This window comes from Asticcacaulis sp. W401b (assembly GCF_046503825.1).
GTDB lineage: Bacteria > Pseudomonadota > Alphaproteobacteria > Caulobacterales > Caulobacteraceae > Asticcacaulis.
Map to the genome: position 1 here is coordinate 313,808 of NZ_JBKFEE010000003.1, position 26,847 is coordinate 340,654.

Consider the following 26,847-nt stretch of genomic DNA (forward strand, 5'->3'; position numbering starts at 1 on the left):
TCTGTCGGGGAATGTTTCCCCAGGGACACGCTATGGTATCAAGCGCAACTTTTCCGGGTGCGGGTGAAACTATCTGAGCCGCAGATATGAATAAGTTATAATCTATCCCTTAGGGCGTACCAGCTCAGACCGGCGATCATGGCGGGGGTGCGCAGCCATTTTCCGCCCGGAAAGGGCGGCGTGCGCAACCGCATCAGAAGCTCGGCGTCGCGGCGGTCGCCCGTCACGGCGCGCGCCAGCAGTGTGCCGAAGTAGGGGGCCAGAACCACCCCCTGACCGCTATAGCCGGCGCTGACCCAGACGTGGGGCGACAACTGGCGCACATAGGGCGAGCGGCTCAGCGTGATAGCCAGAGTGCCGCCCCAGCCGTGGGTGATTTCGATGTCGGCCAGTTGCGGATAGACCTTCAGCATGTTGCGGCGGACGAAGGCGCGGATGTCCTTTGGAAACCACGGCGTATAGTTTTCGCCGCCACCGAACAGCAGGCGGTTGTCCGGCGTCTTACGCCAGTAATTGACCACGAAGCGCGAATCCGCCGCGGCGACCTTGTTAGGCAGAATCAGATCATCGGTCAGGGGGGCGGTGGTCAGGATGAAGTTGTTGATGGGCAGCACATGCGCGTCGATATCGGCATCGAGCCCCGGCATATAGCCATTGCCGCAGATCAGCAGGTGGCGCGCCCGCAGCCGTCCGTTTGTGAGAAAAAGCGTCACGCCGTCTGCCGTCGTCTCATAGCGCTCAACGCGGCTGTGCTCGTAAAGGCTGGCCCCCGCCGATAGGGCGGCCTTCGCCAGACCCTGCGCCAGTTTCAGCGGGTGCAGATGCCCGCCGCCCGCGTCAAACGTGCCGCCGTGATAGACCTCGGTGCCCAGCTCGGCGGCGACCTCGGCCTTATCCATGAAGCGCACCTGATCATAGCCGTAGCGGCGCGACACGAAGTCGGCATAGGCGCGGTCTTCGTCGGCAAAGCGCGGGCGGTGCCAGGCGTGGATCAGACCGGGGCGCAGGTCGCAGTCGATAGCGTGCGTGGCGATCAGCCCTTTCAGGTGCGCCTTGGCGGTTTCGGCCATCTCCCACAGTGCGCGCGCCGCATCGGCCCCCAGTTGGGTTTCCAGGGTTTGCGGATCGACGCGCTGACCGGTATGCAACTGCCCGCCATTGCGCCCGGACGCGCCTGAGCCGATCTCCGCCCCTTCGAGCAGGGTGACCGACACACCCTTATGGGCCAGTTCCAGCGCCGCGCCTAAGCCCGTATAGCCCCCGCCGATAATCGCCACATCCGTATCGGCCTCACCGGCAAAGGCAGGCCGGTTCAGCAGGCCCGCCGTATCGGCGTACCAGCAGCCTTCGGGATGGCCGGTATTGCGAGCGGTCGCCATCACACATTCAGCAGCAGGAACTCGCGCTCCCACGGGCTGATGGTGCGCATGAAGGTCTCATACTCGTGGTGCTTGACGCGGGCATAGGCGGTCACAAAGGCCGGGCCCAAAATGGCGTTCAACGCCTCCGAGCGTTCCAGCTTGATCACCGACTGGATCAGCGAATAGGGCAGTTCCGCCGACGGGTCATTCGACACGTCCGTGTCGACCGGGGCGGAGGGTTTCAGCCCTTCGACCATGCCCAGATAGCCGCAGGCCAGCACTGCCGCGATGGCCAGATAGGGGTTGGCATCCGACGAGGGCAGGCGGTTTTCCAGACGGCGGTTGTCGGCGTCCGACGGCGGCACGCGCAGGCCCGCCGTGCGGTTATCGAAGCCCCAGTGCGTGTTGACGGGCGCGCCGGAGCCCTTGGACAGGCGGCGGTAGGAGTTGACATAGGGCGCCAGCAGCGACACGGCGGCGGGCATATAGGTCTGCTGACCGGCGATGAAGCTGAAGAAGAGGTCGGTCGGCTCACCGGTCTTGGGGTCAGAAAACAGATTGCGCCCGCTGCTGTCCACGATCGACTGGTGGATGTGCATGGCCGAGCCCGGCTCCATGGCCATCGGCTTGGCCATGAAGGTGGCGTAGATGTCGTGCTCCAGCGCCGTTTCCTTGATGGTGCGCTTGAACATAAAGACCTGATCGGCCAGCTCCAGCGGATCACCGTGGCGCAGGTTGATCTCCATTTGCGCCACGCCCGATTCGTGGATCAGGGTGTCGATCTCTAACCCTTGCGCCTCCGAATATTCGTACATGTCCTCGAACAGGCCGTCAAACTCATTGACCGCCGAGATGGAATAGCCCTGACGCCCGGTTTCCGGGCGGCCTGAGCGGCCCACCGGCGGTTTCAGCGCATAGTCCGGGTCGATGTTCTTTTCGACGAGGTAGAATTCCAGTTCCGGCGCGATGACCGGCTTCCAGCCCTTTTCGTGATAGAGGCTGATGACGCGGCGCAGCACCTGACGCGGGCTTTCCTCGACCGGGCGGCCATCGGGATGGAAGGCGTCGTGGATGATCTGCGCCGTCGGGTCGGTCGCCCACGGCACGGCGGCGAGCGTGCGGAAATCCGGGCGCAGGAAGATGTCGGTATCGGACTGCACCGTGCCGACAATGCCCTCCAGATCGGGGAAGTCGCCGGTAATGGTCTGATAGAAGATCGACAGAGGCAGGTTCATCGCCGCCGTGGTCAGGAATTTGCGCACCGGCATGATCTTGCCGCGCGCCACCCCGGCCAGGTCAGGCACCATGCATTCGATCTCTTCGATATTCTGCTCGGCCAGCCAGCCGGCCGCTTCGGAGACGTCGGCGGCCCCGCGCTTGGAAAAGCCGGACTGCGGACGTTTGGACTTCGATTTCATGGGTCACCTGTGGAATGAGGCCCTGACGGCAGAGACGAACGCATGGATTTTTGATCCGGGCCCCGGTTGGGTGCGATCATGATGGCGCGGGTCGCGCGGTTTTGGCAACCCTCCATCCGGTCGTGCCCAAATTGTGATCACAATTTCGGGCGTTTGTCGAGCCTCGGAGGATGACCGCATGCGCTTTGATATCCGGGACGTGTTCACCGGCCTGCCGGTGTGGGTCGGGGTGGTCAGCGTGGCCGTCATGGCCGGCGTCGCGGCTCTGGCCGTCGCCTTTATGATCATGGGGGTGGCGCGCTGGCGGGCCAGACGGCACCTGACGGCGCTTTATCGCTTTGACGTCAACCGGTTGAAAAAGCCGCTCTACACGGTGTGGCCTTTGCTGGCGGCGGCGATTGCCGTGCGCGTGGTGTGGCCCGACGCGGTGCACGTCGAAGCCTTCGTAACGCTCACCAAGTTCCTGACCATCCTGCTCATCTACTGGCTGGCCCTGTGTGGCATCGACATCGTGACGGCCAGCGTGTCGCGGCGTTACGACATCACGGTGAAGGACAATCTCAAGGCGCGGCGCGTCCATACGCAGATCACTCTGGCGCGGCGGCTGGCGACCTTTCTGCTGGTCCTGCTGACTCTGGCGGCCATCTTCCTGCTGTTTGATGAGTTGCGCGGTCTGGGCGTCAGCCTTCTGGCATCGGCCGGGGTGGCGGGCATTGTCATCGGCTTTGCGGCGCAGAAGACTTTGGGCAATCTGCTGGCCGGTATTCAGATCGCCCTGACCCAGCCCATCCGGCTGGAAGACGCCGTGGTGGTCGAAGGCGAGTGGGGCTGGATCGAGGAAATCACCCTGACCTACGTGGTGGTGCGCCTGTGGGACTTGCGGCGGCTGGTCCTGCCGATCAGCTATTTCATCGAAAAGCCGTTCCAGAACTGGACGCGCACCTCGGCCAGCCTGATCGGCACGGTGGAGCTTTATACCGACTACAGCGTGCCGGTGGAGGCCTTGCGCGCGCACCTTACGGACCTTCTGGCGCGCACCGACCTGTGGGACGGGCAGGTGCAGGTGGTGCAACTGACCGAGGCCCATCCGCAGGTGGTCAAGATCCGCATTCTGGTCAGCGCCGCCGACTCACCCACCGCTTTCGACCTGCGCTGCTATGTGCGTGAAAACATGATCGCCTTCCTCAGCACCCACTACCCCGAAGCCCTGCCCAAAACGCGGGCGCGCATCGAAGAGGGTGGCGCGACGCCGGATAAGGCCGTAAAGCCCGATATCCGCCATCCTGCCGACTCTGCCGCGCCTGTGACCCATGCTGTTTGAGATAACCGACCCCGACGACCCTCGCCTTGAACTGTACCGCGATGTGAAGGACCGTGATCTTACGGGTAGGCAGAGCCTGTTCATGGCCGAGGGCAAGGTGGTGCTGGAGCGTCTGTTCACTTCGCCGGTGGCCGAGACGGTCAGTGTCCTGACGACGCCGGAGCGTCTGGGCGGTCTGGCGTCCTTGCCCGACGCGCCGGTCTATGTGGTGCCGCAAGGGGTGATGGATCAGGTGGCGGGCTTTCCTATCCATCGCGGCTATCTGGCGCTGGGGCGCTATGCCCCGAAACAGTCGTTGGCCGAGCGGGTCAGCGGCGCCACGGCGCGCGTTCTGGCCCTGCACGGCATCGCCAATACCGACAATATGGGCGGGCTGATGCGCAATGCGGCGGCCTTTGGCGTCGATGCGGTGTTGCTCGATACCACCTGCTGCGATCCCCTGTACCGCAAGGCGATCCGCGTCAGCGTCGGCGGTGCGCTTGAGGTGCCGCATTATCGCACGGACGATATGGTGGGCACGCTGAATGAGCTGGGCCTGACTCCCTTTGCCCTAAGCCCGTCTGGAGCCGTGACTCTGGAAGAGGTAACCCCTTCGCCGCGCTCCGCCGTGCTGTTCGGGGCCGAAGGGCCGGGCCTGCCGGCGGCGCTTATGGCGGCGTGTCAGACCGTGCGTATCGACATGCACGGCGGCTTCGACAGCCTCAATGTGGCGACCACCAGTGGCATTGTGCTGTATCGCTTTAGAATCTGACGCAACACCCTCTCTTGCGCCCTTGAGAGAATTGTGACTTAATGATGCTAAGTTAGAATTACTCAAGGGGAGGGAAAACTTATGAAACTCTGGCTGTGCGTCGCTACTCTGGCGGCAGGCGTTTTGATATCGGAAGTCGCCACGGCATCGACCTTTTTTCCCGAAGAGGTCGTCTGTGTGGTGGGCGGTGAAAAATTCACGCATCGGGCCCATATGTCCTATTCAACATGGGGCGGACGTCCTGATGGCAAGCCTTATGGCTCGGCGGTTTTTCCCATTCTACCGCCCGAATGCCCCGGTAATGGATTGTTCATGTACCGGGAGTTTTCGAAAGCCGAACTGACGCGGCTGAAGGCCCTTCTGGCATCGGCGGATTATCAGGCGCAACGCGCCAATGAAACGCCTTTCGCCCGTATTGCGTGGCTGGAAACGGCGCTCAACCCCGACTCGGAGGACTTGCCGGGTATCTGGTTGCAAGCGTCCTGGGAGGCCGATGAAGCGCCGAGGCAAAAGGAAACGTATCAACGCGCTTTTATCGCAACGGCAAAGGTGCGCCTCTCAAAAATGAAAGAGCCGGAGACGCGATGGCTCATCCTGCGCATGATGAATGCCTATCGTGAGTTGGGTGAATTTGATGCGGCCCTGGCACTCTATCAGACGCTTAATCCTGAGGCGTTGATGAAGGGCTTACCCGACAATGCGAAAGCCTTGGATGCGCTTGATGAAGACAAGCAGGCGCGGTGGTATACGGCACGTATGGCGAATATGCTGCGCACGGCTATTCTGCGTCAGGATCGGTCTGCTGAACCGCTAGACTTGATTCCGGAACGAGTGGCTGCGGAATTGTGTTTCTTTGAGCCGGAGACCGTTGGGGATTTTGGACGGACCTATTGTGATATGCCTGCCATCAAAACCGTGATTGAGGAGAATCGTGAAAGCTGGGCGGGGATCAAGGCAGAGATGGCAGCGGCCCCAAAAGAGAAATAGTCGGCTCATTGAGATCGCCTCCCTCTGGCGACCACCAGCGGCATTGTGCTGTATCGCTTCCGCGCGTGATGTGGTATTGTCACACAAAAGCGCTTGATTAAATAAAATTGATATATTTAATGGGCGAAAACAATAGAGGGAGCTGAAAATGAAAACGACCGCCTGGTTGCTGGCCGCTGGCCTGAGTGTGAGTCTGTGTCTGGCGGGCGGTGTGGCCACCGCACAGGCGCATGAGACGCTGAAGCTGGAAGCGCCGAAACCCAACCTGCTGCCCACCCCACCTATGGGGTGGAATTCGTGGAACAAATACGCCTGCAATATCACTGAGGACATCGTGCGCAAGCAGGCCGATGCCATGGCGGCGTCGGGCCTCAAGGACGCGGGCTATCAGTATATCGTCATCGACGATTGCTGGCAGAAAAGCCGCGATGCCGACGGCAATATTCAGGTCGATCTGGAGCGCTTTCCGTCCGGCATGAAGGCCCTGATCGACTATGTGCACAGCAAGGGATTGAAGTTTGGTCTTTATTCTGACGCCGGTTCGCTGACCTGCGGCGGCCGTCCGGGCAGTGCCGGGCATGAGTTTCAGGACGCCCGCCAATACGCCCGATGGGGCGTCGATTATCTGAAATACGACTGGTGCTACACGGGCACGCGCGATGCCGAAGCGGCCTATACGATCATGGCCAAGGCGCTGCGCGAGTCCGGGCGCGATATCGTCCTGTCGATCTGCGAGTGGGGCGACAACTATCCGCAGCGCTGGGCCGCGCCCATCGGCCACCTGTGGCGCACAACCGGCGACATCTATGACGCCTGGGAGGGGAAGAAGGGCTATTCGATCGGCATGGTTAACATCCTCGACAAGCAGGTGGACCTGTGGCGCTATTCCGGCCCGAACCGCTGGAACGATCCCGACATGCTCGAAGTCGGCAATGGCGGCATGACGACGACCGAATACGAGTCGCATTTCTCGCTGTGGGCCATGCTGGCCGCGCCGCTGATCGCCGGGAACGACCTCTCCACTATGGACGCCGATACGCTGCGCATCCTGACCAATAAAGACGTCATCGCTGTCGATCAGGACCCGCTGGGGCAGCAGGCCAAGCGCATCTGGAAAGAGGGCGACCTCGAAATCTGGGCGCGTCCGCTGAAAGGCGGCGATCAGGCGGTGGTGCTGTTCAACCGCGGGGCCGCGCCGGCGGAGATGAGCGTCACCTGGGAACAGCTCAACCTGCCGGCCGGTCTGAAGGTTCAGGTCAAGGATCTGTGGTCCAAAAAGGTGACGAAGAACGTCAAGGCGCGCTTTGGCGGCACCGTGGCTTCGCACGGCGTGCTCATGGTGCGGTTGACGCCGATCATTTGATCACACGTTTGTGAACGGCAGGATCAAGCGCTTTCGCCCTCGGTTTCATCGGACATGCTGCCAAAATCTGTCACCATGTTGCGGTTGGACTGTTCCGGCATCATCACCTCGCCCTCGCGCAGCGTGTCGCGCCACGCCTTCAAGAGCGCGGCGCGGCGGCGCGGGAAGGGGATGTCAAGCGGCTTCCAGCTCAGTATGCGTTCGGTGCGGAAGTGCCGAAACGCCTGTTTCAGTTCGCACCACACCACCAGTATGCGCAGGTGGTCGAAGAAGCCGAGCGCGATGGGCCAGACGGTGCGTTCGCTGACCGTGCCCTTGAGGTCGATATAGCTCATATAGACGCAGCGTTCCGAACGGATGGCCGATCGGATCAGGGCCGGGTCGATATGGGCTTCGGGCACTGCCAGACCGCGTCCGACCAGCAGGCCGCGCTGCGTAAGGTCGTCACGGATGGCGGCGGGCAGGTGCGGGCTTAAGGCCTGAATCAGGCTTTGCGCCGCTTCGCCTAAGCGCGGTTCGGCGCGATCGGCGACCCACAAGGCTCCGGTGATCAGGGCTTCGATCTCTTCCGGCGACAGCATCAGCGGCGGCAGGCGATAGGCCGGTTTCAGCACATAGCCGATGCCCGGCGCGCCTTCGATAGGGGCCCCTTGCGCCTGCAAGGCGGCGATGTCGCGGTACAGCGTGCGCAGCGACGTCCCCAGCCGGGCGGACAGGGCGCGTCCGCTGATGGGGGCGCTGTGTTCGCGCAAGGCTTCAAGCAGGTCGGCGTGGCGGTCGGCGGTCTTCATGCGGCGAGTGTAACATGCTGCCAAAAGATTGCAGCATGTATTGGCGAACGCGCGTTTTTTCAGTCCCGAAAACGTGTCCGGCGCCTGCATTGACTCCCGTTGCGGCAAGGAGTTAGGCCTTGTCTCAAACGCAACTGACGCAGAAGCGGTTGCGACCTAAAAAGGGAGCCCACACCATGCACGCAGCGGCCATTGTCGGCTGGGGTCATACGCCGTTCGGACGGCTGGACCTGTCGCTCGAAGCGCTCATTCAGTCGGCGGCGCGTGAGGCGCTCAGTGACGCCGGGATCAGCGGGACGGACGTCGATGCGGTGTTTCTGGGGCTGTACAATGCCGGTCTGACGCCCGACGGTTTTTGCGCCTCGATGGTGCTGGGGGCCGATGAGGGCCTGCGCTACACACCCGCCACGCGGCTGGAAAACGCCTGTGCGTCGGGATCGGCGGCGCTCTATGCGGCGATGGACGCCATTGCCTCGGGGCGCATAAACACGGCGCTGGTCGTCGGGGCCGAAAAAATGACGGCGCTCGACGGGGCGGGCGTCACCCGCGCTCTGGGGGCCGCCAGCTATCAGGCCGAAGAGGCCGGCCTGTCCTTCCCCGACATCTTTGCCCGCTTTGCCCGCGCCTATGGCGAACGCTACGGCGATCCGACCCTGGCCATGGCGCATATCGCCGCCAAGAACCACGCCGCCGCGATGAATAATCCGCTGGCGCAGCTCAAAAAGCCGCTGTCGGTCGAGTTCTGCGCCACGGTGTCCGAAAAGAACCCGCTGATTTCCGATCCGCTGAAAATGACCGATTGTTCGCTGGTGTCGGACGGGGCGGCGGCCATCGTCCTGACCCGCGCCGACCGGGCCAGTGATTTCCGCCGCGCCGTCGGGTTCCGCGCGTCGGTTCAGGTCAATGACCTGCTGCCTTTGTCGGCCAAGGACATGACGGACTTTACCGGCCCGCGTCTGGCCTTTGAGCGGGCCTATGCGCAGGCCGGCGTCTCGGTGGCTGACCTCAGCTTTGCCGAGGTCCACGACTGTTTCACCATCGCCGAACTGCTGGTCGCCGAAGCCATGGGGCTGGCCCCCAAAGGGCAGGGGGCAGAGTTCATCATCGCCGGAGGCACGGGTCGTCAGGGGCGGTGCCCCACCAATATGTCCGGTGGGCTGAAGGCCAAGGGCCATCCGGTCGGGGCCACGGGCGTCTCCATGCACGTTATGGCCGCGCGGCAACTGTGTGGTGAGGCGGGTGAGATGCAACTGCCTGACCCGAAGCTCGGTCTGGCCTTCAATATGGGCGGCGGTGCGGTCGCCAACTATGTGAGTATTCTGGAGAGACTGTCATGACCTCACCCGGTGCCCGATTTCGTGCGGCGCTCAAGGCCGAAAGCCCGTTGCAGGTCATCGGCGCGATCAATGCCAACCACGCGCTTTTGGCCAAACGCGCCGGTTACCGCGCCATCTACCTCAGCGGCGGTGGCGTAGCGGCAGGGTCGCTGGGGATGCCCGATCTGGGGATCAGCGGCCTTGAGGACGTGCTGATCGACGTGCGGCGCATCACCGATGTGTGCGACCTGCCGCTGATGGTCGATATCGACACGGGCTTTGGCCCCTCGGCCTTCAATATCGAGCGCACGGTCAAGGCCCTGATCAAGGCGGGGGCCGCCGCCTGCCATATCGAGGATCAGGTGGGGGCCAAGCGCTGCGGCCACCGGCCGGGCAAGGAGATCGTGTCGGTCGCGGAAATGGTCGATCGCGTCAAGGCCGCCGCCAATGCCAAGACCGATCCGGACTTCTTCCTGATTGCCCGCACCGATGCCATCGCGGTGGACGGGGTTGATGCGGCGATTGAGCGGGCGCTGGCCTGCGTCGAAGCCGGGGCGGACGGCATATTTGCCGAAGCCGCCTATGACCTCGACACCTATCGCCGCTTTACCGCCGCCGTAAAGGTGCCCGTGCTGGCCAATATTACCGAATTCGGCAAGACGCCGCTGCTTACGCGCGAGGAACTGGCCTCTGCCGGCGTGGCCATTCAGCTCTATCCGCTGTCGGCCTTCCGCGCCATGAACAAGGCCGCCGAGACCGTCTATGAGGCCATCCGCCGCGACGGCCATCAGAAGACTGTGCTCGACCTGATGCAGACGCGCGACGAGCTGTATCAGCGCATCGACTATTACGACTACGAACAGCGCCTCGATGCGATGTTCAATAAAAACAAATAACCGGAGGGAACACCCATGAATGCCGTCAGCGAGCTGCCCAAAGGGGAGGCGACCACCGCCTTCAAGCCCAAAAAGTCGGTCGCCCTGTCGGGTATGGCGGCGGGTAATACCGCCCTGTGCACGGTGGGGCGGACGGGGAATGATCTGGCCTATCGCGGCTACGATATTCTCGACCTGGCCCAGACGTGCGAGTTCGAGGAGGTGGCGTACCTGCTGGTGCACGGCACCCTGCCGACCGTTTCGGAGCTGGCGGCCTATAAGAGCAAGCTGCGCGCCTTACGCGGCCTGCCGGTCAGCCTGAAGTCGGTGCTGGAGCAGATACCGCCCTCGGCGCACCCGATGGATGTGATGCGCACCGGCGTGTCGCTGCTGGGGTGTCTGGCGCCGGAAAAGGACGACCACAATGCGCCCTCGGCCCGCGACATCGCCGATAAGCTGATGGCGTCTCTGGGGTCGATGCTGCTCTACTGGTATCACTACAGCCACAATGGCAAGCGCATCGAGGTCGAGACGGACGACGACTCTATCGGCGGGCACTTCCTGCACCTGCTGCACGGTGAAAAACCGCGCGAGAGCTGGGTGAAGGCCATGCACATTTCGCTGATCCTTTATGCCGAGCATGAGTTCAACGCTTCGACCTTTGCCGGGCGCGTGATCGCCGGGACGGGCTCGGACATGTATTCGTGCATTGCCGGGGCCATTGGCGCGCTGCGCGGGCCCAAGCACGGCGGGGCCAATGAGGTGGCCTTTGAAATCCAGAAACGCTACGCCACCCCGGACGAGGCCGAGGCCGACATCCGCGCCCGCGTTGAGCGTAAAGAGGTGGTGATCGGCTTTGGCCACCCGGTCTATACGGTCTCCGACCCGCGCAATGTGGTGATCAAACAGGTCGCCCACGAACTTAGCGTCGAGCAGAGTTCGCTGAAAATGTACGCCATAGCCGAGCGGCTGGAGCGCGTGATGTGGGAGGTCAAAAAGATGTTCCCCAATCTCGACTGGTTCTCCGCCGTCTCCTACCACCGCATGGGGGTGCCGACGGCCATGTTCACGCCGCTGTTTGCCATAGCGCGCACCGCCGGCTGGTCGGCGCACGTGATTGAGCAGCGCATCGACGGCAAGATCATTCGCCCCAGCGCCAACTATACCGGCCCCGAAGACCGCGCCTTCGTCAGGATCGAAGACCGGCAATAACCTCCTCCCTGTCGCGTAGCGATGGGGAGGTGGCTGCGAACGAAGTGAGCAGACGGAGGGGGATAACGCCCCAAAATCCAGCGCACTCGATCTTCACAGTCAGCCCCCGTAACCGCTTCGCAGTCTGGCACTGGCCGCCCGGCCCTCCCCATCGCGGCGCGACAAGGGAGAAGAAAGAAGAAACCATGTCCACACATATCCCCAATATCCGCCCTGAACCCGACAGCGTGTTTGTCGATATCGCCGACTACGTGCTGAACTATAAAATCCACTCCGACCTCGCCTATGAGACGGCGCGCAACTGCCTGATCGACACGCTGGGCTGCGGGCTGGAGGCGCTGGACTATCCCGCCTGCACCAAGCTTTTGGGGCCTATCGTGCCGGGCACCACCGTGCCCAATGGTGCCAAAGTCCCCGGCACCCAGTTCCAGCTCGACCCCATACAGGCGGCCTTCAATATCGGGGCGATGATCCGCTGGCTCGATTTCAACGACACCTGGCTGGCGGCGGAATGGGGGCACCCGTCGGATAATCTGGGCGGCATCCTCGCCGTCGCCGACTGGATATCGCGCAATCGCGTAGCGGCGGGCAAGGCACCGCTGACTATGCGCGACGTCCTGACGGCCATGATCAAGGCGCATGAGATTCAAGGTGTACTGGCGCTGGACAACAGCTTCAATCGCGTGGGTCTCGATCACGTCATCCTCGTCAAGGTCGCCTCGACGGCGGTGGTGGCCGGGATGCTGGGCCTGACGCGCGATGAGATCATCGACGCTGTGTCGCTGGCCTTTGTCGATGGGCAGAGCTTGCGTACCTATCGCCACGCGCCCAATACCGGCTCGCGCAAGTCGTGGGCGGCGGGCGACGCCACCAGCCGTGCCGTGAGGCTGGCTTTGATGGTGCAGAAGGGTGAGATGGGCTACCCCTCGGCCCTGACCGCGCCAGTGTGGGGCTTTTACGACGTGTCCTTCAAGGGCAAGCCGTTCAGCTTCCAGCGCCCCTACGGCAGCTATGTGATGGAGCACGTGCTGTTCAAGATCAGCTATCCGGCGGAGTTCCACTCGCAAACCGCCGTCGAAGCGGCCATGCGCGTGCATCAGGAACTGCGGGCCAAGGGCGTGTCTGCGGACGACATCGCGTGCATCGACGTGCGCACCCATGAGGCCTGCGTGCGTATCATTGACAAGAAGGGGCCGCTTCATAACCCGGCCGACCGCGACCACTGCATCCAGTACATGATGGCCGTACCCATCCTGTTCGGGCGTCTGACGGCGGCGGATTATGAGGACGAGGTGGCGCAGGACGCGCGTATCGACGCGCTGCGCGACAAGATCATCTGCACCGAAGACCCGCAGTTCACCAAAGACTATCACGACCCGGACAAACGCTCGATCGCCAATGCGGTGACCGTCACGCTTAACGACGGCACGGTGTGGGAGGAGATCGTGGTCGAATACCCCATCGGCCACAAACGCCGTCGCAAGGAAGGCATCCCGCTGCTGGAGGCCAAGTTCCGCACCAATCTCAACCGCCGCTTCCCCAAAAAGCAGCAGCAGGCCATTTTCGACCTCAGCCTTGATCAGCAGGCGCTGGAGGCCACGCCGGTGCATGAGTACGTCGATATGTATGTGATCTGACGCGGGAATTGGATCTTTATGCCTCTGGGCGCAGCCTATGCGCCTTTCAAAGAGGTGGTAAGGCCATGTCACAAGACGCGGAAAACGCCCATAAAAAGGGCTGGTTCGTCTGCTTTGCTCAAAAGGCAGCGGTGGCGACGGGCAGCCCCTGGGTTTTCGGACTGGCGGTCGCGGTGGTGGTGCTATGGATCGTCACCGGCCCGCTGTTCAAATTCTCCGATACCTGGCAACTGGTCATCAATACGGGCACGACCATCATCACCTTTCTGATGGTGTTTCTGATCCAGAATACGCAAAACCGCGACGCCCGCATCATGCAGCTCAAGCTGGATGAGCTGATCCGCGCCGCGTCGAAGGCCAATACGGCCTATATCGACATGGAAAATATGAGCGAGGCCGAACTGGCCGAGCTTCAGAAGCATTATGAAGCTCTGGCCAAAAAGGCGCGCGATGAGGGCGATCACAAGGCCGCCGAAGCCCACTCGGACGCCGGTGCCAAGGCCGCGCAGGTGCTGGGGTGAGGGGGCACGCCGTCCTGCTGGTCGTCGATGTGCAGAAAGGCTTCGTCACCCCGGCGTCGGCGCACGTGGTGGCCCCGATTGAGGCACTTCAGGCGCGGTTTGAGCGGGTGGTTTTTACGGCCTTTGAAAACCCCGATCCGTCGCCGTTTCGCGACATTCTGGCCTATGACAAGCTGTCGCCCGACGATCCGGACACCGAACTGGCCTTACGACCGCGCGACGATGCGCTTATTCTTACGCGCTGTGCTTATGGGGGCGGGCGCAGCCTGATCGACAGTCTGCGCGGTATGGACGCCGAGACGGTCTATCTGTGCGGCATCGCCACCGAGGCCTGCGTACTGAAGACCGCGCTTGATCTGTTCGAAGCCGGTATAACGCCCCTGCTGCTGGCGGACCTGTGTGCCTCGGACAAGGATCGCCGCTATCATGATATGGCGCTGGAGATCCTGTCGAAGGCTATCGGTCCGCACAATCTGCGGCATTCGGGTACTGTGTTTGAGACATAGAGCGGAATGATTTCAAATGGCATCATTCCGCTCAAGCCGCCATTGAGGCGGCGGCCAAGGTGGCGAAGCCACCGCCCGGCGAGGGGCTAAGCAAAAATCTAGGCTGTGGTGACGAATTAACGTTTGCAGCCTCCCTCCTCCCCATATCATGGGGAGGTGCCGAGTTTACGAGGCGGAGGGGTATCTTACGGACGGTTATACCCCTCCGTCAGCGTCGCTTCGCTCGCTGCCACCTCCCCATAAAATGGGGAGGAGAAAATAGCCGCAATAAATCTTAAATCGTCACCGCAGCCTAGATCATTATGTTTCTACCGGAAATCATAATGATCTAGGCACGAAAAAACGCCGCCCGGTGAGGGGCGGCGTTCTTCATTACCGGTGAAAGTCCGATTAATATTTCTCGTCGAGCTTTTCGATATCGGCCTTGTGCATCTTGAGCGTCGGCAGGGTCTTGGCGGCAAAATCCTTGACCGGACCGGCCTGACCGTCCTTGGCTTCCTTTTCAAACAGGTTGATCGTCTTGTCGTGCGCCTTTTGCTGAGCGTCGATATATTTGGCGTCGAAATCCTCAGCCGAGGCGTTCTTCAGGTCGTTCAGCATGTCCTGATGCTCCGAATCGAGCCCTTCAGCCGGCGGCGTCAGCCCGGCAGCGGTGATGGCGGCCTTCAGTTCGGTGGCGGCCTTGGTGTGGTCGGTCACCATCTTCTGCGCAAAGGCCTTCAAATCGGCCTTCTTGGTGCGCTCGATGGCCAGCTTGCTCGACTCGATTTCAAAGACACCGGCGACCGTGGCGCGACCCGCAAAGTCGATATTCTCCGAGGCGCTGGAAGAGGCGCTGTCAAAGACGCTCGACGAGCTTTCAGACGCGCTCTCGGCGGCCTCTTCGGCGGCGTTTTCCTGCGGCGATCCGCAGGCGGCCAGTGGCAGGATGAGCACGCCAGCCAGCGTAGCGGCGGTAAAGGCTTTCTTAGAAAACATCAGTCTCTCCAATGTGATAACGGAACTGTGATGGCTCAGGACCGTATCAGCGCGGATGTAAGAAGGTTGCGCCGCTTTTGCCGCAACACATGAAAAAGCCATAAAGTGCTGCCCGCCCCAAGATCGTATTGTCCGGTTACAGGCTTTAGGGTTAGCATCGCCGCGATTTGCAGATTCCCGTACGGCAGGTGCTTCATGCATACTGGCCGACCCACCTCCGGAGCCTCGGTTTTGACGGACGACACCCTCTCTGAGGCGCAGCACCACAGCGCGCTGCTGGCGGCGATTGTCGCCTCGTCGGATGATGCCATCGTCTCCAAGACGCTCGACGGTATCATCACCACCTGGAATGCCGGGGCCGAGCGCATTTTCGGCTATACCGCCGCCGAAGCAGTCGGGCAGCACATCACCCTGATCATTCCTAAGGATATGCACGATGAGGAATACGTCATCATCGGCAAGGTGCGCAGCGGTCAGCGCGTCGAACATTTTCAAACCGTGCGCCGCACCAAATCCGGGGCCCTGATCGACATTTCGCTGACCGTGTCGCCGGTGCGCGATGAGGCCGGGCGCATCATCGGCGCCTCCAAGATCGCCCGCGACATCACGCGCCAGAAGGCCATCGAGGCGCAACTGGCCGAAGCCAACCGCCGCCGCGACGAATTCATGGCCAATATGAGCCACGAACTGCGCACCCCGATGAACGCCGTAATCGGTCTGGCCCATATCCTCAGCCTGTCGCCCAACCTATCCGAGCGCGAACAGAGCTATGTCAGTGTGCTGAAACAAAGCGGAGAAAACCTGCTGCACCTGATCAACAACCTGCTGGATGTGTCCAAGATCGAGGCGGGGGCTATCGAGCTGGAGACGCGCGACTTCAACCTGCCCGAACTGATCGAACAGACGGTGGCCGCGCCGCGTGTCCACGCCGCGGAAAAGGGTGTCGGCTTTGGCGTGACCTATGGTGCGCAACTGCGCGAATACTACCGCGGCGATCCGCTGAGGGTGCAGCAGATACTGAGCAACCTCCTGGCCAACGCCGTGAAATTTACCGATACCGGCCGTATCGACCTGCGCCTGTCGGTGGTGCACGCCGATGCCGACAGCGCGCGTCTGCGTTTTGAGGTGATGGATACCGGCGTCGGCATTCCCCCGGACAAGCTGAACGCCATCTTCGAAAAGTTCACGCAGGCTGATGCCTCGATGACGCGGCGCTATGGTGGCACGGGTTTGGGCCTGTCGATTGCCCGCGCCCTGGCCGAACAGATGGGGGGCACGCTGAGCGCCGCCAGCACGCCGGGGCAGGGGGCGATCTTCACCGCCGAGCTGCCCTTAACGCACGATCCGGCCCGTCCGCAGACGCTTGAGGCCGCAGAACCGCTCTCGGAAGGGCGGCGTCAGGTGCTGATCGTCGAAGACTATGAGCCGAACATCGTGGTAGTCTCCACGCTGCTCGATCAGATGGGGCTGAATTACGATGTGGCGCGCACCGGCACCGAGGCCCTGCGCCGCGCCGAGATGCGTACCTACGACCTGATCCTGATGGATGTGCAGATGCCTGGCATGGACGGTTTTGAAAGCACGCGCCGCATCCGTCAGATGGAAACGCAGCGTGCCCTGCCGGCCACGCCGGTGGTGGCCATGACGGCGCACGTGCGCGATGCCGATCGCCGCCGCTGCTTCGAGGCGGGCATGACGGGCTTCATCCCCAAACCCTTCGAACCGCAGACCTTCATGCAGGTGGTGGGCGAAGCCATCGCCGCCGCCTGAGCGACGAGGTGAAGGGGCGGTTTACGACCGTCCACAGGCTTTGTGCGCAAAAAGCAAAATTAGCGCTTGCAAGGGCGGAAAAAATTCGTATGTTCCGCCCCTCACCGCCGGGGCTCGCCAACAGCCCCACCTTGAAAGTGGTGAACAGTGGGTGTGTAGCTCAGTTGGTAGAGCAGCTGACTCTTAATCAGCGGGTCCACGGTTCGAGTCCGTGCTCACCCACCATTCCTCCTTCCGCCAACGTCCGGCGAAGTTGAAAAAATCCTTAAAATATGGTATGTTGTCGGAGTGCTCATCCGAGGTCATCCGCTTCTGTCCGCCGTTATCCGGGCAAATTGGGGGTATTTCTGGGGGTACGCGGTAAACTCCAATTTTGCGATACCCCCAAATGGCGCTCACAGACTCCGCGATCCGTTCGGCGAGGCCAAAGGCCAAACCCTACAAGCTCTCAGACGGCGAGGGCATGTTTCTGCTGGTGACGACCTCCGGCGGAAAGCTCTGGCGATTGAAATATCGCTTCTCCGGGCAAGAGCGGTTGCTCGCTATCGGGCAATATCCTGTCGTCGGTCTTAAAGAAGCGCGGAAACGACGAGACGAGGCAAGGGAACTGCTTGAAGAGGGCATTGACCCTTCTCTGGACAAAAAGCGCAAGGCTGTTGCTGCCGCTATACAGGCCAGCAACACGTTCAAAGTTGTCGCGCTGGAGCTTTGTGAAAAACTTGAGCGCGAGGGAGTGGCCAAGGTGTAGTTCGGCGTCAAAAGTGGGACCACAGTAATTTCAATTATTATTTGATTTCGATGAGACATTTGGAATGCCCGGGTTCCGATCGGCGCCGGTTAGGACCCGGGCATTCCAGAGTTTACCGTTGCAAATCAGCCGGTTAAAACAGGATGAAGACGTCCCGGGGTGGACGCCGATCCACAGCCACTCGGTATTTGAGCGGTCCGACTGGCACACCTGGGCGACGTTTTCCTCCATGAGGTAACCTCGAGATTCAGCACGTAGGTTCTTTGCCCAAATTAATCCATTTTGGACGATAACGCTGTTTCTGCGGTGGAACTGATCTTCACCGGCGCGCATGGCATAGACCCGCTCCCTCTCTGTGTTTGCAGCCATTGCGCGGCGAAAGGCGCCAACTGTGGCACTGTAGGCGGGGTCGATATCTTCACCCACCTTTAGGCGGGCAAATGTGTCGTTGCGTTTTTCGATCGCGGCGGCAATTTCAGTTGTATGTGCCAACCATTCCGTCTCTGAAGCTGATGTCCGTAAGAGCGTGAACGCGGGGTTCTCAAATAGGAACCAGGTCGGCAACACTCAACTCGGCACGACACCTTCGAAACTCACGCCCGCTTCTTTACGTGCCCTGACAGAAGCCTCGGCCTGAATTGCGGCAATTTCCGCCGGGGCCGTTTTGCGTCTGAGTTCATAAAAGTCGTTCAAATTCCGGGGAGTGACATTGGCTTGACCAATACCCACAGGGGCGGGTGGTTCGGCAGCACACGCGGAGAGTTGCCCCCATGTCAGAACGCCACAAAGCGCAAGCGTTGAAATTCTCATTTGTGATCTCCCCTCTAAATGGGATAACCTCCGAATTTCAGAACTGCAACTAAAAAGTGTCCCCTGTCGCTGGCATCTGGAATTGGTGCGGTCGCGTAATCGGCGAGGTACGCCCCCATACGTGGCTTGTGTAGGATCTACCTGCAAGACAGGACAGGGCAGGGCAGGGCAGGTTCTGACGGACCGATACCTTCAAGGCCGCAATCACCCGATCAACGAACTCAAACCTGCCGACAGGCCTCAGGGCTTTAACCTGAACCCTTACGGCAAACCTCGACAACCGCCACGCGGCGGCCCGTAGGCTTCAAATGAACGCAGTTTGCGACTTGGTGAACTTCGACTTCTTTATGAAATTCGCCTCGTCCCGCATCAGGGACTGTAATGGAAAATTCCAGTTTTAAACGGTCTCGATTTTTTAGAGCGGAATGATTTCTACTGGAATCATTCCGCTCAAGCCGCCATTGAGGCGGCGGCCAAGGTGGCGAAGCCACCGCCTGGCGAGGGGCTAAACAAAAATCTAGATCATTATATTTCTACCAGAAATCATAATGATCTAGAGAGCCGGTCAACTCCAGATAAGGCTTCGGCCCGGCACTGTGATAGCTGTAAACAAAAACGGCGGCAGGTGGCCCTGCCGCCGTCTTCAAACACAGGCCCGAAGGCTTAGCGCTTGAAGTTAAAGCCAATGTAGAAACGACGGCCGAACAGGTCGAAGTTATCCGCCGAGGTTTGACCCATCCAATCCACCGGATCGGCATCGAAGGCGTTGACCACGCCACCGCGCAGGATCACACCGTCCTTCACGCGCCAACGGAACGAGAAGTCGTGCGTGATGTAATCACCAGTCGTGAGGTACTCATAGGCGCGGTTGTCGGGATCACTGCGCAGGAAGTCGATATCCGCAATTTCCTGGCTAGACTGGAAGTCGATATTCCAGAAGAAGCTCAGGTCCGGCTTATAATTCCAGGAGAAGCTGGTGTTGAAGCGCAGTTGCGGCTCTTCGACTGCTTGCGCAAAATCGGTGTGCACCAGAGGCGCATCGATATTTGTGTAAGTGCGGTCGAATTGCAGGTAGGTGCCGCGTACCTGAACGCCCAGATTTCCAAGGTTCTTACCGAAGACATTGTTCAACGGTTGACGATACAGGAAGGTGAAGTCCATCCCCTGGTTTTCGTACTTGGCGTAGTTGAACGAGCCTTGCAGGAACGAGGTCATGCGATAGCTAACATCGGCCCCGCCGCGGGTGATGAGACCGCAAGCCTGAGTATTTAGAACCGGACCACCGACGCACTGGTTGGCCAAGGTCTGAGCCGTGATCGAAGCGATAACGCTGTTGATCTCGATATTGTACCAGTCGAACACGAGGGTCGTGCGCGGCAGGATTTTCGGTGTCAGGATCAGGCTGAGGGTCTTCGAAATCGACTCTTCCGGCTTCAGGTTCGGGTTGCCACCGTTGAAGCCCGCAGGCGAGGAAGGATAGCTGATGGCGGTCCCTGTCGGGATTCCAAGCGCTTTACAGTTGGCGATGCGATAGTCGCGTATCTGCTGGTTGGCCGTATTATTGATAACGGTGACGTCACAAGGATCAACGAAGCCGTTGGCAAAGGTCTGGCTTTGCAGCGAGAAGTTTTCCGAAAGTGACGGGATACGCACAGCCTTGCCTCGCGTACCGCGGATCTTCACCTGCTCATTAATTTCCCAAAGGAACTGAGCTGAGTAGGTATCCACCTTGCCAACCGTCGTGTAATCCGAACGGCGGGCCGCGCCGGAGAATTCGAGGCGGTTAACGAACGGCAGATCCTTCAACAGCGGAACGCGAAGTTCGGTGAATATTTCTTTGGCTTCGTACTGCGAATACGGGAAGTCAGCGCCAGTGTTCAGGAACAGAAGGCGATCACCTGTAGAAGCCGTACGGCCCTTACCTTCGGCTTCTTCTTTGCGCCACTCTACGCCAACCGCTGCACCGATCGGGCCGGCACCCCAGAAATCCCAGAACTCACCCGAGCCATAGGCCAGGAAGTGCTGTTGCTTGTTGGTGTGCGAGACTTCGATTTCGGCGTCGAAATAGTTACGCGCTGCCGCATCGTTTTGACCGTTACCGAAGATGCTGAAGGGCACACAGCCCGCGACCTTCGGATCGGTCGGGCTCACGGTCCCGCCACGATAAGGATCGGGGATGGCAATACCATTGGCCGCAAGCAGTTGCACACGGCAGACGATTTGCCCCGGTTTGCCGCTGACCTTACCTGCGGTATCGACCACCGCATCGGCACCGTAACGGTAGCGTTCGACGTCCAGCGCCCGCTCGTGATTTTCGTTAGTTAATTCGCCGTACACATAGCTAGCTTCCCAAGCGATGTTCTTGGCAAAGAGGAACTGATCAGCCTCGCCCTTGGCACCGATCACGTAACGCTGAACCTTGCGGTAATTCAACTGATTACGCAGCGGACCAAAGTTGGTGAACATGGCGCGAGGATCGAGGGCACCTGTCGAAACCACATTGCCGTTCGCGTCGTAGGTTTTGCGCGTGTTGGTCGCGATAGCTGTACGCAGGGCTGGGGACAGGTAGGCATTGTCCAGACCGATGTTGAAGGAGCTGGTAGCGGGAGTCCATTGCGGCATGACCGCGCCCGTTGCCGTCGTGGTCCCGCCCGCCACAGGCGCTTGCGTGAAGTCATAGATACCGATGTTGAAGAACGAACCTTGACCCTCGTCGTAGGTTGTTTCCTTGACGTATTTGGCTTCTGCGTAAAGCAAAACGTTTTCAGTCAGCTTGAAGTTCAGGCCACCCTGAACGCGGCTGGCGTTCGACTCAGGTATACGGCTGCCTTGCGAGAACTCCGTGCCGACGTTCAGACCGTCACCCCCAATGTTAATCGTACGTGCGCCACCAACAGCGACGCGCTGACCCACATTAAGACCACGCGGCGTGCCATCGTTGGCAAATACGAATGCGCTGCCGGCGTTGGCAAAGAAGCAGTTGGTGTTGGTTCCGGTAGCCGCCGGGAAGGCGTTGTATGCAAGTTTTTGCGCGGAAGTTGCGGTTGTGGCCAAGGTCGGAGCGCTACAGCCGGCTGAGGTTGTGGGAATATCCGGGTCGGTAGTCGGGCTGGCCGTAATGGCTGATGACAAAACGAGAAGACCCGTGTAGGGGCGCGAGAAGTTGCGCACACCGCAGAGCAACTGGTTGTCCAGAACACCGTCGTTATTATTTGGCGAGGCCTGATCCGCGTCCATCGCATAGAGGCCGCAGGCGCGTCGACGCCAATCAACATCGGAGTCCTTGACTTGATCGTTTTCTTCGTGTTCCAGCGACAGGTACGCGTTCAGCTTGTCATCGAAGAAATTTTTACCGAACAGCATGGACAGACGCTTTTGCGCCGTTCCGTCTTGGTTGATTTGCGAATAGGCCCCATCGACTTCGACGCCTTCGAAGTCGCGCTTGAGCACATAGTTGACGACACCCGAAACGGCGTCGGCACCGTACATGGCCGACTGACCGCCCGTGATGATGTCAATGCGGTTGATCAGCAGACGCGGGATAGAGTCCACATCCACCGAGAGCGAGCCTTGTGGTGCGCCCACGTGACGCTTACCGTCCACCAAGACCAGTGTGCGCTGCGAACCAAGGAAGCGCAGGTTCAGCAGTGACAGGCCGCCGTCGTTCAGGTTGGAACCCGTGGTATCTTCCGGAACGGTCGAACCCGAGAGGGCCGGAATATCGGCCAGTTGGTCAATGATATTGGGCACGCCCGATTGCAGAAGGTCGTCCTGAGTGACGCTGATCGTCGGGGCCGGGGCATTGGCCACGCTGCGGCGAATACGCGAACCTGTAACGACCACTTCCTGTACGGCTTCGGCCGGTTTGGACTCTTCTGCTTTTGGCGCGGCTTCCTGCGCCTGCGCCATGCCGCCGGTGACCGTGGTCAGTACACCCGCAACCACCGCACTGCAAAACGAGGTTGTGGCCAGCAAGCCAAATCGTCTCGATTCTTTTTTCACACTCTATCTCCGGGTTTATGGACGCTTTCACAGCCGAAACGTTGCGACTATGTTTTCTATAGAAGGATATAACGCCTCGTCGTCATGGACTCGTCAATGTCTCGCCACAAATTTGTCAATTACGAATGAAACCTGTTTCAATAAGGTCACACTGGCAACTATAAGACCCTGTTTAACGTGTGGACTTGGCTTGAAAAGAGAACGTTTTTTCGCCTTTTCGTTACCTTAAAAGGTAAGGTGTAAAAAAACTGCCTGCCTTTTGCCATTTTTTGCCCTCTCCAAATGTGTCGGGAAGGCGGTAAAATAGCGTCCTCCGCGATATATTGCGCTATATGATGTCTCTCAATTTCGCAATTGCACATGTTGCGCCGCACAACTTCCCCGCCCGATATGAGTTTGCTCTGAGCCAAGCGCTGGTCTAGCTTAGCACGCGGTCTCAGTGGCGGGTGCGCATGAACGGTTACATTCTCCTCATCGCAGCGGCGGCCTATGTAGGCGGGTTGTTTGCCATCGGCGCCTGGGCCGAAGGGCGGGCGCGGCGTGAGGGCGGGCGTTCGCCGCTGAGGTTGCCGGCCTACGCCCTGTCTCTCGGTGTCTATTGCACTAGCTGGACCTTTTTTGGCGCGGTCGGATCGGCGGCCGGGGAGGGGTGGAGCTTCGTGCCCATCTATCTGGGGCCGATCCTGTTGTGGCTTCTGGCGTCCGGGTTTCTGACGCGCCTGATCGCCGCCGTGCGCGCCGAAGGGGCGACGTCGATTTCCGACTTTATCGGCGCGCGATTCGGCAAGAGTCGCGGCGTGGCGGCGCTGGTGACTCTGCTTGCTCTGTTCGGCACCATTCCTTATGTCGCCCTGCAACTGCGCTCGGTGGGGACCAGCTTTGCGGCGGTGGCGGGCGGTGAGCGCCTGTGGCCTATGACCCTGACGGCGCTGGCCCTGGCGCTGTTTGCCATGCTGTTCGGGACGCGGCACTATGTGGCCTCCAGCCGCAATGAGGGCATATTCTACGTCATCGCCACCGAATCTCTGGTTAAGCTGGTTGCGCTGGTCGCCGTGGCCGGGTTTGCCGTTCTGGCCTTTATAAGCGCGCCGCCCGATCTGCGCAGCGGCGGCTGGACGCATTTTTCCGCCCGCTTTGCGCCGTCTCAGCTCAATCTCGATTTTGTCGTCATGACGCTTCTGTCGATGGCCGCCGTGGTATGCCTGCCGCGTCAGTTCTACACGGCGGTCATCGGGGCCGACCGGCCGGAGGACGCGCAGAAGGCGCGCTGGCCGTTCGTGGGTTATCTGCTGGCGACGCTGGTGGTGGTGCCGCCCATTACGCTGGCTGGCCTGACGCTTCTGAGCCCAGATGTGCCGCATGATCTGTTCGTGCTCAACCTGCCCTATGCGGCTGGGCTGAACGGCCTGACCCTGCTGGCCTTTATCGGCGGCTTTGCGGCGGCGACGGGCATGGTGCTGGTCGAAACCATCGCCCTTTCGACCATGATTTCCAACGACCTGATCGCGCCCTTCCTGCTGCGACACCGCAGTGCGTCGGCGGCAGCGGATTTCGGCAAGCTGATGCTGTGGGTGCGCCGCGGCTCGATTGCGGCGGTGATGGGGGCGGCCCTGACCTATGCCCTGTGGGTGCCGCCGGGGCAGCAACTGGCGGTCATCGGGCAGATTGCCTTCGCCGCCATCGCGCAGTTTACCCCGGCCCTGCTTCTGGCCGTCAATGGCAAGGCGCGCGACGCCGCCGCCATTCAGGCCGGGCTGCTGGCCGGTCTGATCGTGTGGACCTACACCCTGTTCTGGCCGACCATAGCTTCGCCGCACTGGCTTGAAGGCGTGGCCCTGACGCTGTTCGATCCGCAGGGCCTGTTCGGCATAAAGGCCTTGTGGCCGGACCTCAATCCGCTGGTGCACGGGGTGGTGGCCTCGCTGGGGGCCAATGCCGCCGCCTGGGGGCTGGTCTCGGCCTTCGGGCGGACCCGTCCGGGCTTTGGCCTGCGTCTGACGCCGGCGGTGCGGCAAGGCGCGGTGCACAGTCTGGGGCAGTTGACCACGCTGACGGCGCGCTTTGCCGGGCCCGAAGCGGTCGCCGAAGCCTTTGGCCGTATACAGGACCACGCTCCCATCGACCGCGCCGCCGTGCGCCGGGCCGAGCGGCTGATCGCCGGGGTGGTCGGCGCGCCTTCGGCCCACGCCATCGTGTCGTCTGCCCTGTCCGGCACGGCGATCAGCGTCGATGAGGTGGCGCGCCTGCTCGACCGCTCGGGTCAGAGCCTGCAATTTTCGCGCGGTCTTCTGGCGGCGACGCTGGAAAACATCGACCCCGGCGTCAGCGTGGTTGATCAAAACCTGCGGCTGGTGGCGTGGAACACGCGCTATCTGGAGTTGTTTCAGTACCCGCCTGAGCTTGTGCGCGTCGGCACGCCGGTGGCCGAGCTGATCCGCTTCAATGCCGAACGCGGCGAATGCGGGCCGGGCGAGGTCGAAAGCCACGTCGCGCGCCGGCTGGACCACATGCGGCGCGGCACGCACCACGCTTTTCAACGGCGGCGCAATGACGGGCGGGTGATCCGCACGGTCGGCGGCCCCATGCCCGGCGGCGGCTATGTCATGTGTTTTACCGATGTGACGGGTGAGGCCGACGCCCTGTCAGCGCTGGAAACGGCGCGCGCCGAGCTGGAAAGCCGCGTGGAACGCCGGACGGCGGAGTTGCGTCTGGTCAATTCGGCTCTGGCGCGGGCAACCGAGGAAAAGACGCGCTTTCTGGCGGCGGCCAGCCATGATCTGCTGCAACCGCTGCACGCCGCGCGCCTGTTTACGGCGGCTCTGGCGGAGGAGACGCAAGGCGAGGCGCGGGCGCTGGTCGATAATGTCGAACGCTCGATCGAGGCGGCGGATGCCCTGCTGAAATCCCTGCTCGATATCTCCAAGCTCGATGCCGGGGGCGTCACGCCGCGCCCGGTGCGCTTCGACCTGTCGGTTCTGGCGTGGGATCTGAGCCTGATCTTCACGCCGCTGGCGGCGGAAAAGGGGCTGAGCCTGCGCCTGATCGCGCCGTCGGTGTGGGTGGAGAGCGACCGCACCCTGCTGCGTTCGATCCTGCAAAACTTCCTGTCCAATGCCGTGCGCTACACAAAAAGCGGTGGTGTGCTGCTGGTGCTGCGGCCGCGCCCAGAGCGTGTGCGGATCGAGGTCTATGATACCGGCGTCGGCATTGCCGAGGCCGATCAGGACCGTATTTTCCGTGAGTTTGAGCGGCTGGGCGTATCGGGTGAGGCCGGGGTCGGGCTGGGGCTGGCCATTGTCGAGCGCACGGCGCGCCTTCTGGGGCTGCGCGTCGAGGTGCGTTCGCGCCCGGGGCGCGGCAGCCGTTTTGCCGTGACCCTGCCGCGCGTTCAAGCGGTGGAGGCCGCGACGGCGGGACCGGTGGCGATTAACGCCCCGGCACGGCGCGTGCTGATCGTCGATGATGAGCCCGCAGTGCGCGAAGCCATGTCGGCGCTTCTGACCCAGTGGGGGTGTGAGGTGCAGGCGGTGGATGACACGCAGGCGGCCTTCAATCAGGCCGAAACCGCCGACTGCGCCCTGATTGACTTTAATCTGAGCGAGGGTCAGGACGGCCTGTCGCTGATCCGGCGCTTGCGCGGGCGTAATCCAGACCTGCGCGTGGCCCTGATCACTGCAGACCGCGACCCGGCGACCGAGGCGGCTGCCGAGGCGGCGGGCGTGCCGGTCTTCGCCAAACCCGCTGAGCCCAAAACCCTGCGGCAGTGGCTGGGGGTTTAACCCTCTATCCCGATGCCCAGAGCGCGGGCGGCCAGCACGGCCTGAGTACGGTTCTGCACATCCAGCTTGCGCATGATGGCGGTCATATGTGCCTTCACCGTGGCCTCCGAAATGCTGAGGTCGTAGGCGATCTGCTTGTTGAGCCGCCCCGCCAGCACGCCCAGCAGGACACGCAACTGCGTCGGGGTCAGGTCGGCGACCTTGGCCGCCACCGTATCGACCTCCGGATCGGCGGGCGGTGTGTCGCTGACGCGCCCTTCCAGAGCGTCGCTGATGGCCTCCTGCATGCGCGGCAGCGGCTGGTCCTTGCCGATAAAGCCCACCGCGCCGAAGCGCCGGGCTTCGCGCGCCGCCTTTTCGGCGTCGGCGGCCGAGACGACCAGCACGGGTACATGCGGCACCTCGGCGTGCAGCAGAGCGACGCCGGAAAAGCCCTCGGCACCGGGCATACGCAGATCGAGCAGGACCAGTTTGAGGTTGGCGGCCTGACGCACGGCCTCCAGCGCCGCATCCAGCGTACCGGCTTCGAGGATATGGGCGTCCGGGCGGACCTTGCGCGCCGCCAGTATCAGGGCCTGACGAAAGAGCGGGTGATCGTCGGCGACCAGAATGGAGGGTGCCGAAACGGGAAGGGGCATACTCAAGACGAAACCTCCGGCCGCATTCTTTTTATTATTGAAAATGCTGGCGCGCCCAATCTG

At 61.4% G+C, this 26,847-nt stretch carries 20 protein-coding genes and 1 tRNA gene; 14 read left to right on the forward strand and 7 right to left on the reverse strand.

Annotation, left to right across the window (positions count from 1 at the left end):
- Positions 1-95: 95 nt before the first annotated feature.
- Positions 96-1,379: an NAD(P)/FAD-dependent oxidoreductase gene (locus ACK8OE_RS09070; protein WP_410272262.1), complete on the reverse strand. Its 1,284-nt coding sequence runs from the start codon at positions 1,377-1,379 to the stop codon at positions 96-98.
- On the reverse strand, positions 1,379-2,779 hold the full coding sequence (locus ACK8OE_RS09075) for a glutamine synthetase family protein (RefSeq protein WP_410272263.1): 1,401 nt from the start codon (positions 2,777-2,779) through the stop codon (positions 1,379-1,381). Before ACK8OE_RS09075 ends, ACK8OE_RS09070 begins: the two co-directional genes overlap by 1 nt.
- A gap of 178 nt (positions 2,780-2,957) precedes the next feature.
- Here ACK8OE_RS09075 and ACK8OE_RS09080 point away from each other — a divergent pair, with 178 nt between their 5' ends.
- The 4 genes from ACK8OE_RS09080 (at position 2,958) to ACK8OE_RS09095 (ending at position 7,201) form a co-directional block, all read left to right on the forward strand.
- A complete protein-coding gene (locus ACK8OE_RS09080) occupies positions 2,958-4,100 on the forward strand; it encodes a mechanosensitive ion channel family protein (protein ID WP_410272264.1) in 1,143 nt (380 codons plus the stop codon).
- Positions 4,090-4,851, forward strand: a complete 762-nt coding sequence (locus tag ACK8OE_RS09085) for a TrmH family RNA methyltransferase (RefSeq protein WP_410272265.1) — start codon at positions 4,090-4,092, stop codon at positions 4,849-4,851. Before ACK8OE_RS09080 ends, ACK8OE_RS09085 begins: the two co-directional genes overlap by 11 nt.
- 81 nt (positions 4,852-4,932) lie before the next feature.
- Entirely contained in the window at positions 4,933-5,838 is a 906-nt protein-coding gene (locus ACK8OE_RS09090; RefSeq protein WP_410272266.1) for a hypothetical protein, read from the forward strand.
- A gap of 148 nt (positions 5,839-5,986) precedes the next feature.
- Positions 5,987-7,201 (forward strand): glycoside hydrolase family 27 protein, encoded by a 1,215-nt coding sequence (locus ACK8OE_RS09095; RefSeq protein WP_410272267.1) that lies wholly within the window; start codon positions 5,987-5,989, stop codon positions 7,199-7,201.
- A 23-nt stretch (positions 7,202-7,224) separates the two neighbouring features.
- Here the strand turns inward: ACK8OE_RS09095 and ACK8OE_RS09100 are convergent, their stop codons facing one another.
- Entirely contained in the window at positions 7,225-7,992 is a 768-nt protein-coding gene (locus ACK8OE_RS09100; protein ID WP_410272268.1) for a helix-turn-helix transcriptional regulator, read from the reverse strand.
- Between the two features lie 119 nt (positions 7,993-8,111).
- Between ACK8OE_RS09100 and ACK8OE_RS09105 the strand changes: the two genes are divergently transcribed.
- The 6 genes from ACK8OE_RS09105 (at position 8,112) to ACK8OE_RS09130 (ending at position 14,059) form a co-directional block, all read left to right on the forward strand.
- Complete coding sequence (locus tag ACK8OE_RS09105) at positions 8,112-9,329, forward strand: thiolase domain-containing protein (RefSeq protein ID WP_410272269.1); 1,218 nt, start codon at positions 8,112-8,114, stop codon at positions 9,327-9,329.
- Positions 9,326-10,204: a methylisocitrate lyase gene (gene prpB / locus ACK8OE_RS09110; protein WP_410272270.1), complete on the forward strand. Its 879-nt coding sequence runs from the start codon at positions 9,326-9,328 to the stop codon at positions 10,202-10,204. Before ACK8OE_RS09105 ends, prpB begins: the two co-directional genes overlap by 4 nt.
- Before the next feature lie 15 nt (positions 10,205-10,219).
- Positions 10,220-11,395, forward strand: coding sequence for a 2-methylcitrate synthase (prpC, locus tag ACK8OE_RS09115; protein ID WP_410272271.1), 1,176 nt, complete (start codon positions 10,220-10,222; stop codon positions 11,393-11,395).
- Between the two features lie 185 nt (positions 11,396-11,580).
- Positions 11,581-13,032 (forward strand): bifunctional 2-methylcitrate dehydratase/aconitate hydratase, encoded by a 1,452-nt coding sequence (locus ACK8OE_RS09120; RefSeq protein ID WP_410272272.1) that lies wholly within the window; start codon positions 11,581-11,583, stop codon positions 13,030-13,032.
- 65 nt (positions 13,033-13,097) lie between these two features.
- Positions 13,098-13,553, forward strand: a complete 456-nt coding sequence (locus ACK8OE_RS09125) for a low affinity iron permease family protein (RefSeq protein ID WP_410272273.1) — start codon at positions 13,098-13,100, stop codon at positions 13,551-13,553.
- Positions 13,550-14,059 carry an isochorismatase family cysteine hydrolase gene (locus ACK8OE_RS09130; protein WP_410272274.1) on the forward strand — a complete coding sequence of 170 codons (510 nt, stop codon included), beginning with the start codon at positions 13,550-13,552 and terminating at the stop codon, positions 14,057-14,059. The genes ACK8OE_RS09125 and ACK8OE_RS09130 overlap by 4 nt, the downstream gene beginning before the upstream one ends.
- A 390-nt stretch (positions 14,060-14,449) precedes the next feature.
- Here the strand turns inward: ACK8OE_RS09130 and ACK8OE_RS09135 are convergent, their stop codons facing one another.
- Positions 14,450-15,037: a DUF4142 domain-containing protein gene (locus ACK8OE_RS09135; RefSeq protein ID WP_410272275.1), complete on the reverse strand. Its 588-nt coding sequence runs from the start codon at positions 15,035-15,037 to the stop codon at positions 14,450-14,452.
- A 231-nt stretch (positions 15,038-15,268) separates the two neighbouring features.
- Between ACK8OE_RS09135 and ACK8OE_RS09140 the strand changes: the two genes are divergently transcribed.
- The 3 genes from ACK8OE_RS09140 to ACK8OE_RS09150 all read left to right on the forward strand — a co-directional run bounded on the left by ACK8OE_RS09140 (position 15,269) and on the right by ACK8OE_RS09150 (position 17,555).
- Positions 15,269-16,807, forward strand: a complete 1,539-nt coding sequence (locus ACK8OE_RS09140) for an ATP-binding protein (RefSeq protein ID WP_410272276.1) — start codon at positions 15,269-15,271, stop codon at positions 16,805-16,807.
- A 149-nt stretch (positions 16,808-16,956) separates the two neighbouring features.
- Positions 16,957-17,032, forward strand: a tRNA-Lys gene (locus ACK8OE_RS09145).
- 163 nt (positions 17,033-17,195) lie between these two features.
- On the forward strand, positions 17,196-17,555 hold the full coding sequence (locus tag ACK8OE_RS09150) for an Arm DNA-binding domain-containing protein (RefSeq protein WP_410272277.1): 360 nt from the start codon (positions 17,196-17,198) through the stop codon (positions 17,553-17,555).
- A gap of 30 nt (positions 17,556-17,585) precedes the next feature.
- Here ACK8OE_RS09150 and ACK8OE_RS09155 read toward each other — a convergent pair whose 3' ends face one another.
- Positions 17,586-18,047: a hypothetical protein gene (locus ACK8OE_RS09155; RefSeq protein WP_410272278.1), complete on the reverse strand. Its 462-nt coding sequence runs from the start codon at positions 18,045-18,047 to the stop codon at positions 17,586-17,588.
- 981 nt (positions 18,048-19,028) lie between these two features.
- Positions 19,029-22,367 carry a TonB-dependent receptor domain-containing protein gene (locus ACK8OE_RS09160; RefSeq protein ID WP_410272279.1) on the reverse strand — a complete coding sequence of 1,113 codons (3,339 nt, stop codon included), beginning with the start codon at positions 22,365-22,367 and terminating at the stop codon, positions 19,029-19,031.
- A gap of 452 nt (positions 22,368-22,819) precedes the next feature.
- On the opposite strand from ACK8OE_RS09160, the gene ACK8OE_RS09165 reads away from it, so the two are divergent.
- Positions 22,820-26,146, forward strand: coding sequence for a PAS-domain containing protein (locus ACK8OE_RS09165; RefSeq protein WP_410272280.1), 3,327 nt, complete (start codon positions 22,820-22,822; stop codon positions 26,144-26,146).
- Here ACK8OE_RS09165 and ACK8OE_RS09170 read toward each other — a convergent pair.
- Positions 26,143-26,784, reverse strand: a complete 642-nt coding sequence (locus ACK8OE_RS09170) for a response regulator transcription factor (RefSeq protein WP_410272380.1) — start codon at positions 26,782-26,784, stop codon at positions 26,143-26,145. The two genes, ACK8OE_RS09165 and ACK8OE_RS09170, sit on opposite strands and share 4 nt — an antisense overlap.
- Positions 26,785-26,847 lie beyond the last annotated feature (63 nt).

What these genes read in the sequence shown, in the direction of transcription:
- ACK8OE_RS09075 (WP_410272263.1), bottom strand. Translation starts at nt 2,779, where the DNA reads ATGAAATCGAAGTCCAAACGTCCGCAGTCCGGCTTTTCCAAGCGCGGG.
- prpB (WP_410272270.1), top strand. Translation starts at nt 9,326, where the DNA reads ATGACCTCACCCGGTGCCCGATTTCGTGCGGCGCTCAAGGCCGAAAGC.
- ACK8OE_RS09150 (WP_410272277.1), top strand. Translation starts at nt 17,196, where the DNA reads ATGGCGCTCACAGACTCCGCGATCCGTTCGGCGAGGCCAAAGGCCAAA.
- ACK8OE_RS09090 (WP_410272266.1), top strand. Translation starts at nt 4,933, where the DNA reads ATGAAACTCTGGCTGTGCGTCGCTACTCTGGCGGCAGGCGTTTTGATA.
- prpC (WP_410272271.1), top strand. Translation starts at nt 10,220, where the DNA reads ATGAATGCCGTCAGCGAGCTGCCCAAAGGGGAGGCGACCACCGCCTTC.
- ACK8OE_RS09085 (WP_410272265.1), top strand. Translation starts at nt 4,090, where the DNA reads ATGCTGTTTGAGATAACCGACCCCGACGACCCTCGCCTTGAACTGTAC.
- ACK8OE_RS09100 (WP_410272268.1), bottom strand. Translation starts at nt 7,992, where the DNA reads ATGAAGACCGCCGACCGCCACGCCGACCTGCTTGAAGCCTTGCGCGAA.
- ACK8OE_RS09095 (WP_410272267.1), top strand. Translation starts at nt 5,987, where the DNA reads ATGAAAACGACCGCCTGGTTGCTGGCCGCTGGCCTGAGTGTGAGTCTG.
- ACK8OE_RS09120 (WP_410272272.1), top strand. Translation starts at nt 11,581, where the DNA reads ATGTCCACACATATCCCCAATATCCGCCCTGAACCCGACAGCGTGTTT.
- ACK8OE_RS09080 (WP_410272264.1), top strand. Translation starts at nt 2,958, where the DNA reads ATGCGCTTTGATATCCGGGACGTGTTCACCGGCCTGCCGGTGTGGGTC.
- ACK8OE_RS09135 (WP_410272275.1), bottom strand. Translation starts at nt 15,037, where the DNA reads ATGTTTTCTAAGAAAGCCTTTACCGCCGCTACGCTGGCTGGCGTGCTC.
- ACK8OE_RS09125 (WP_410272273.1), top strand. Translation starts at nt 13,098, where the DNA reads ATGTCACAAGACGCGGAAAACGCCCATAAAAAGGGCTGGTTCGTCTGC.
- ACK8OE_RS09165 (WP_410272280.1), top strand. Translation starts at nt 22,820, where the DNA reads ATGAACGGTTACATTCTCCTCATCGCAGCGGCGGCCTATGTAGGCGGG.
- ACK8OE_RS09070 (WP_410272262.1), bottom strand. Translation starts at nt 1,379, where the DNA reads ATGGCGACCGCTCGCAATACCGGCCATCCCGAAGGCTGCTGGTACGCC.
- ACK8OE_RS09170 (WP_410272380.1), bottom strand. Translation starts at nt 26,784, where the DNA reads ATGCCCCTTCCCGTTTCGGCACCCTCCATTCTGGTCGCCGACGATCAC.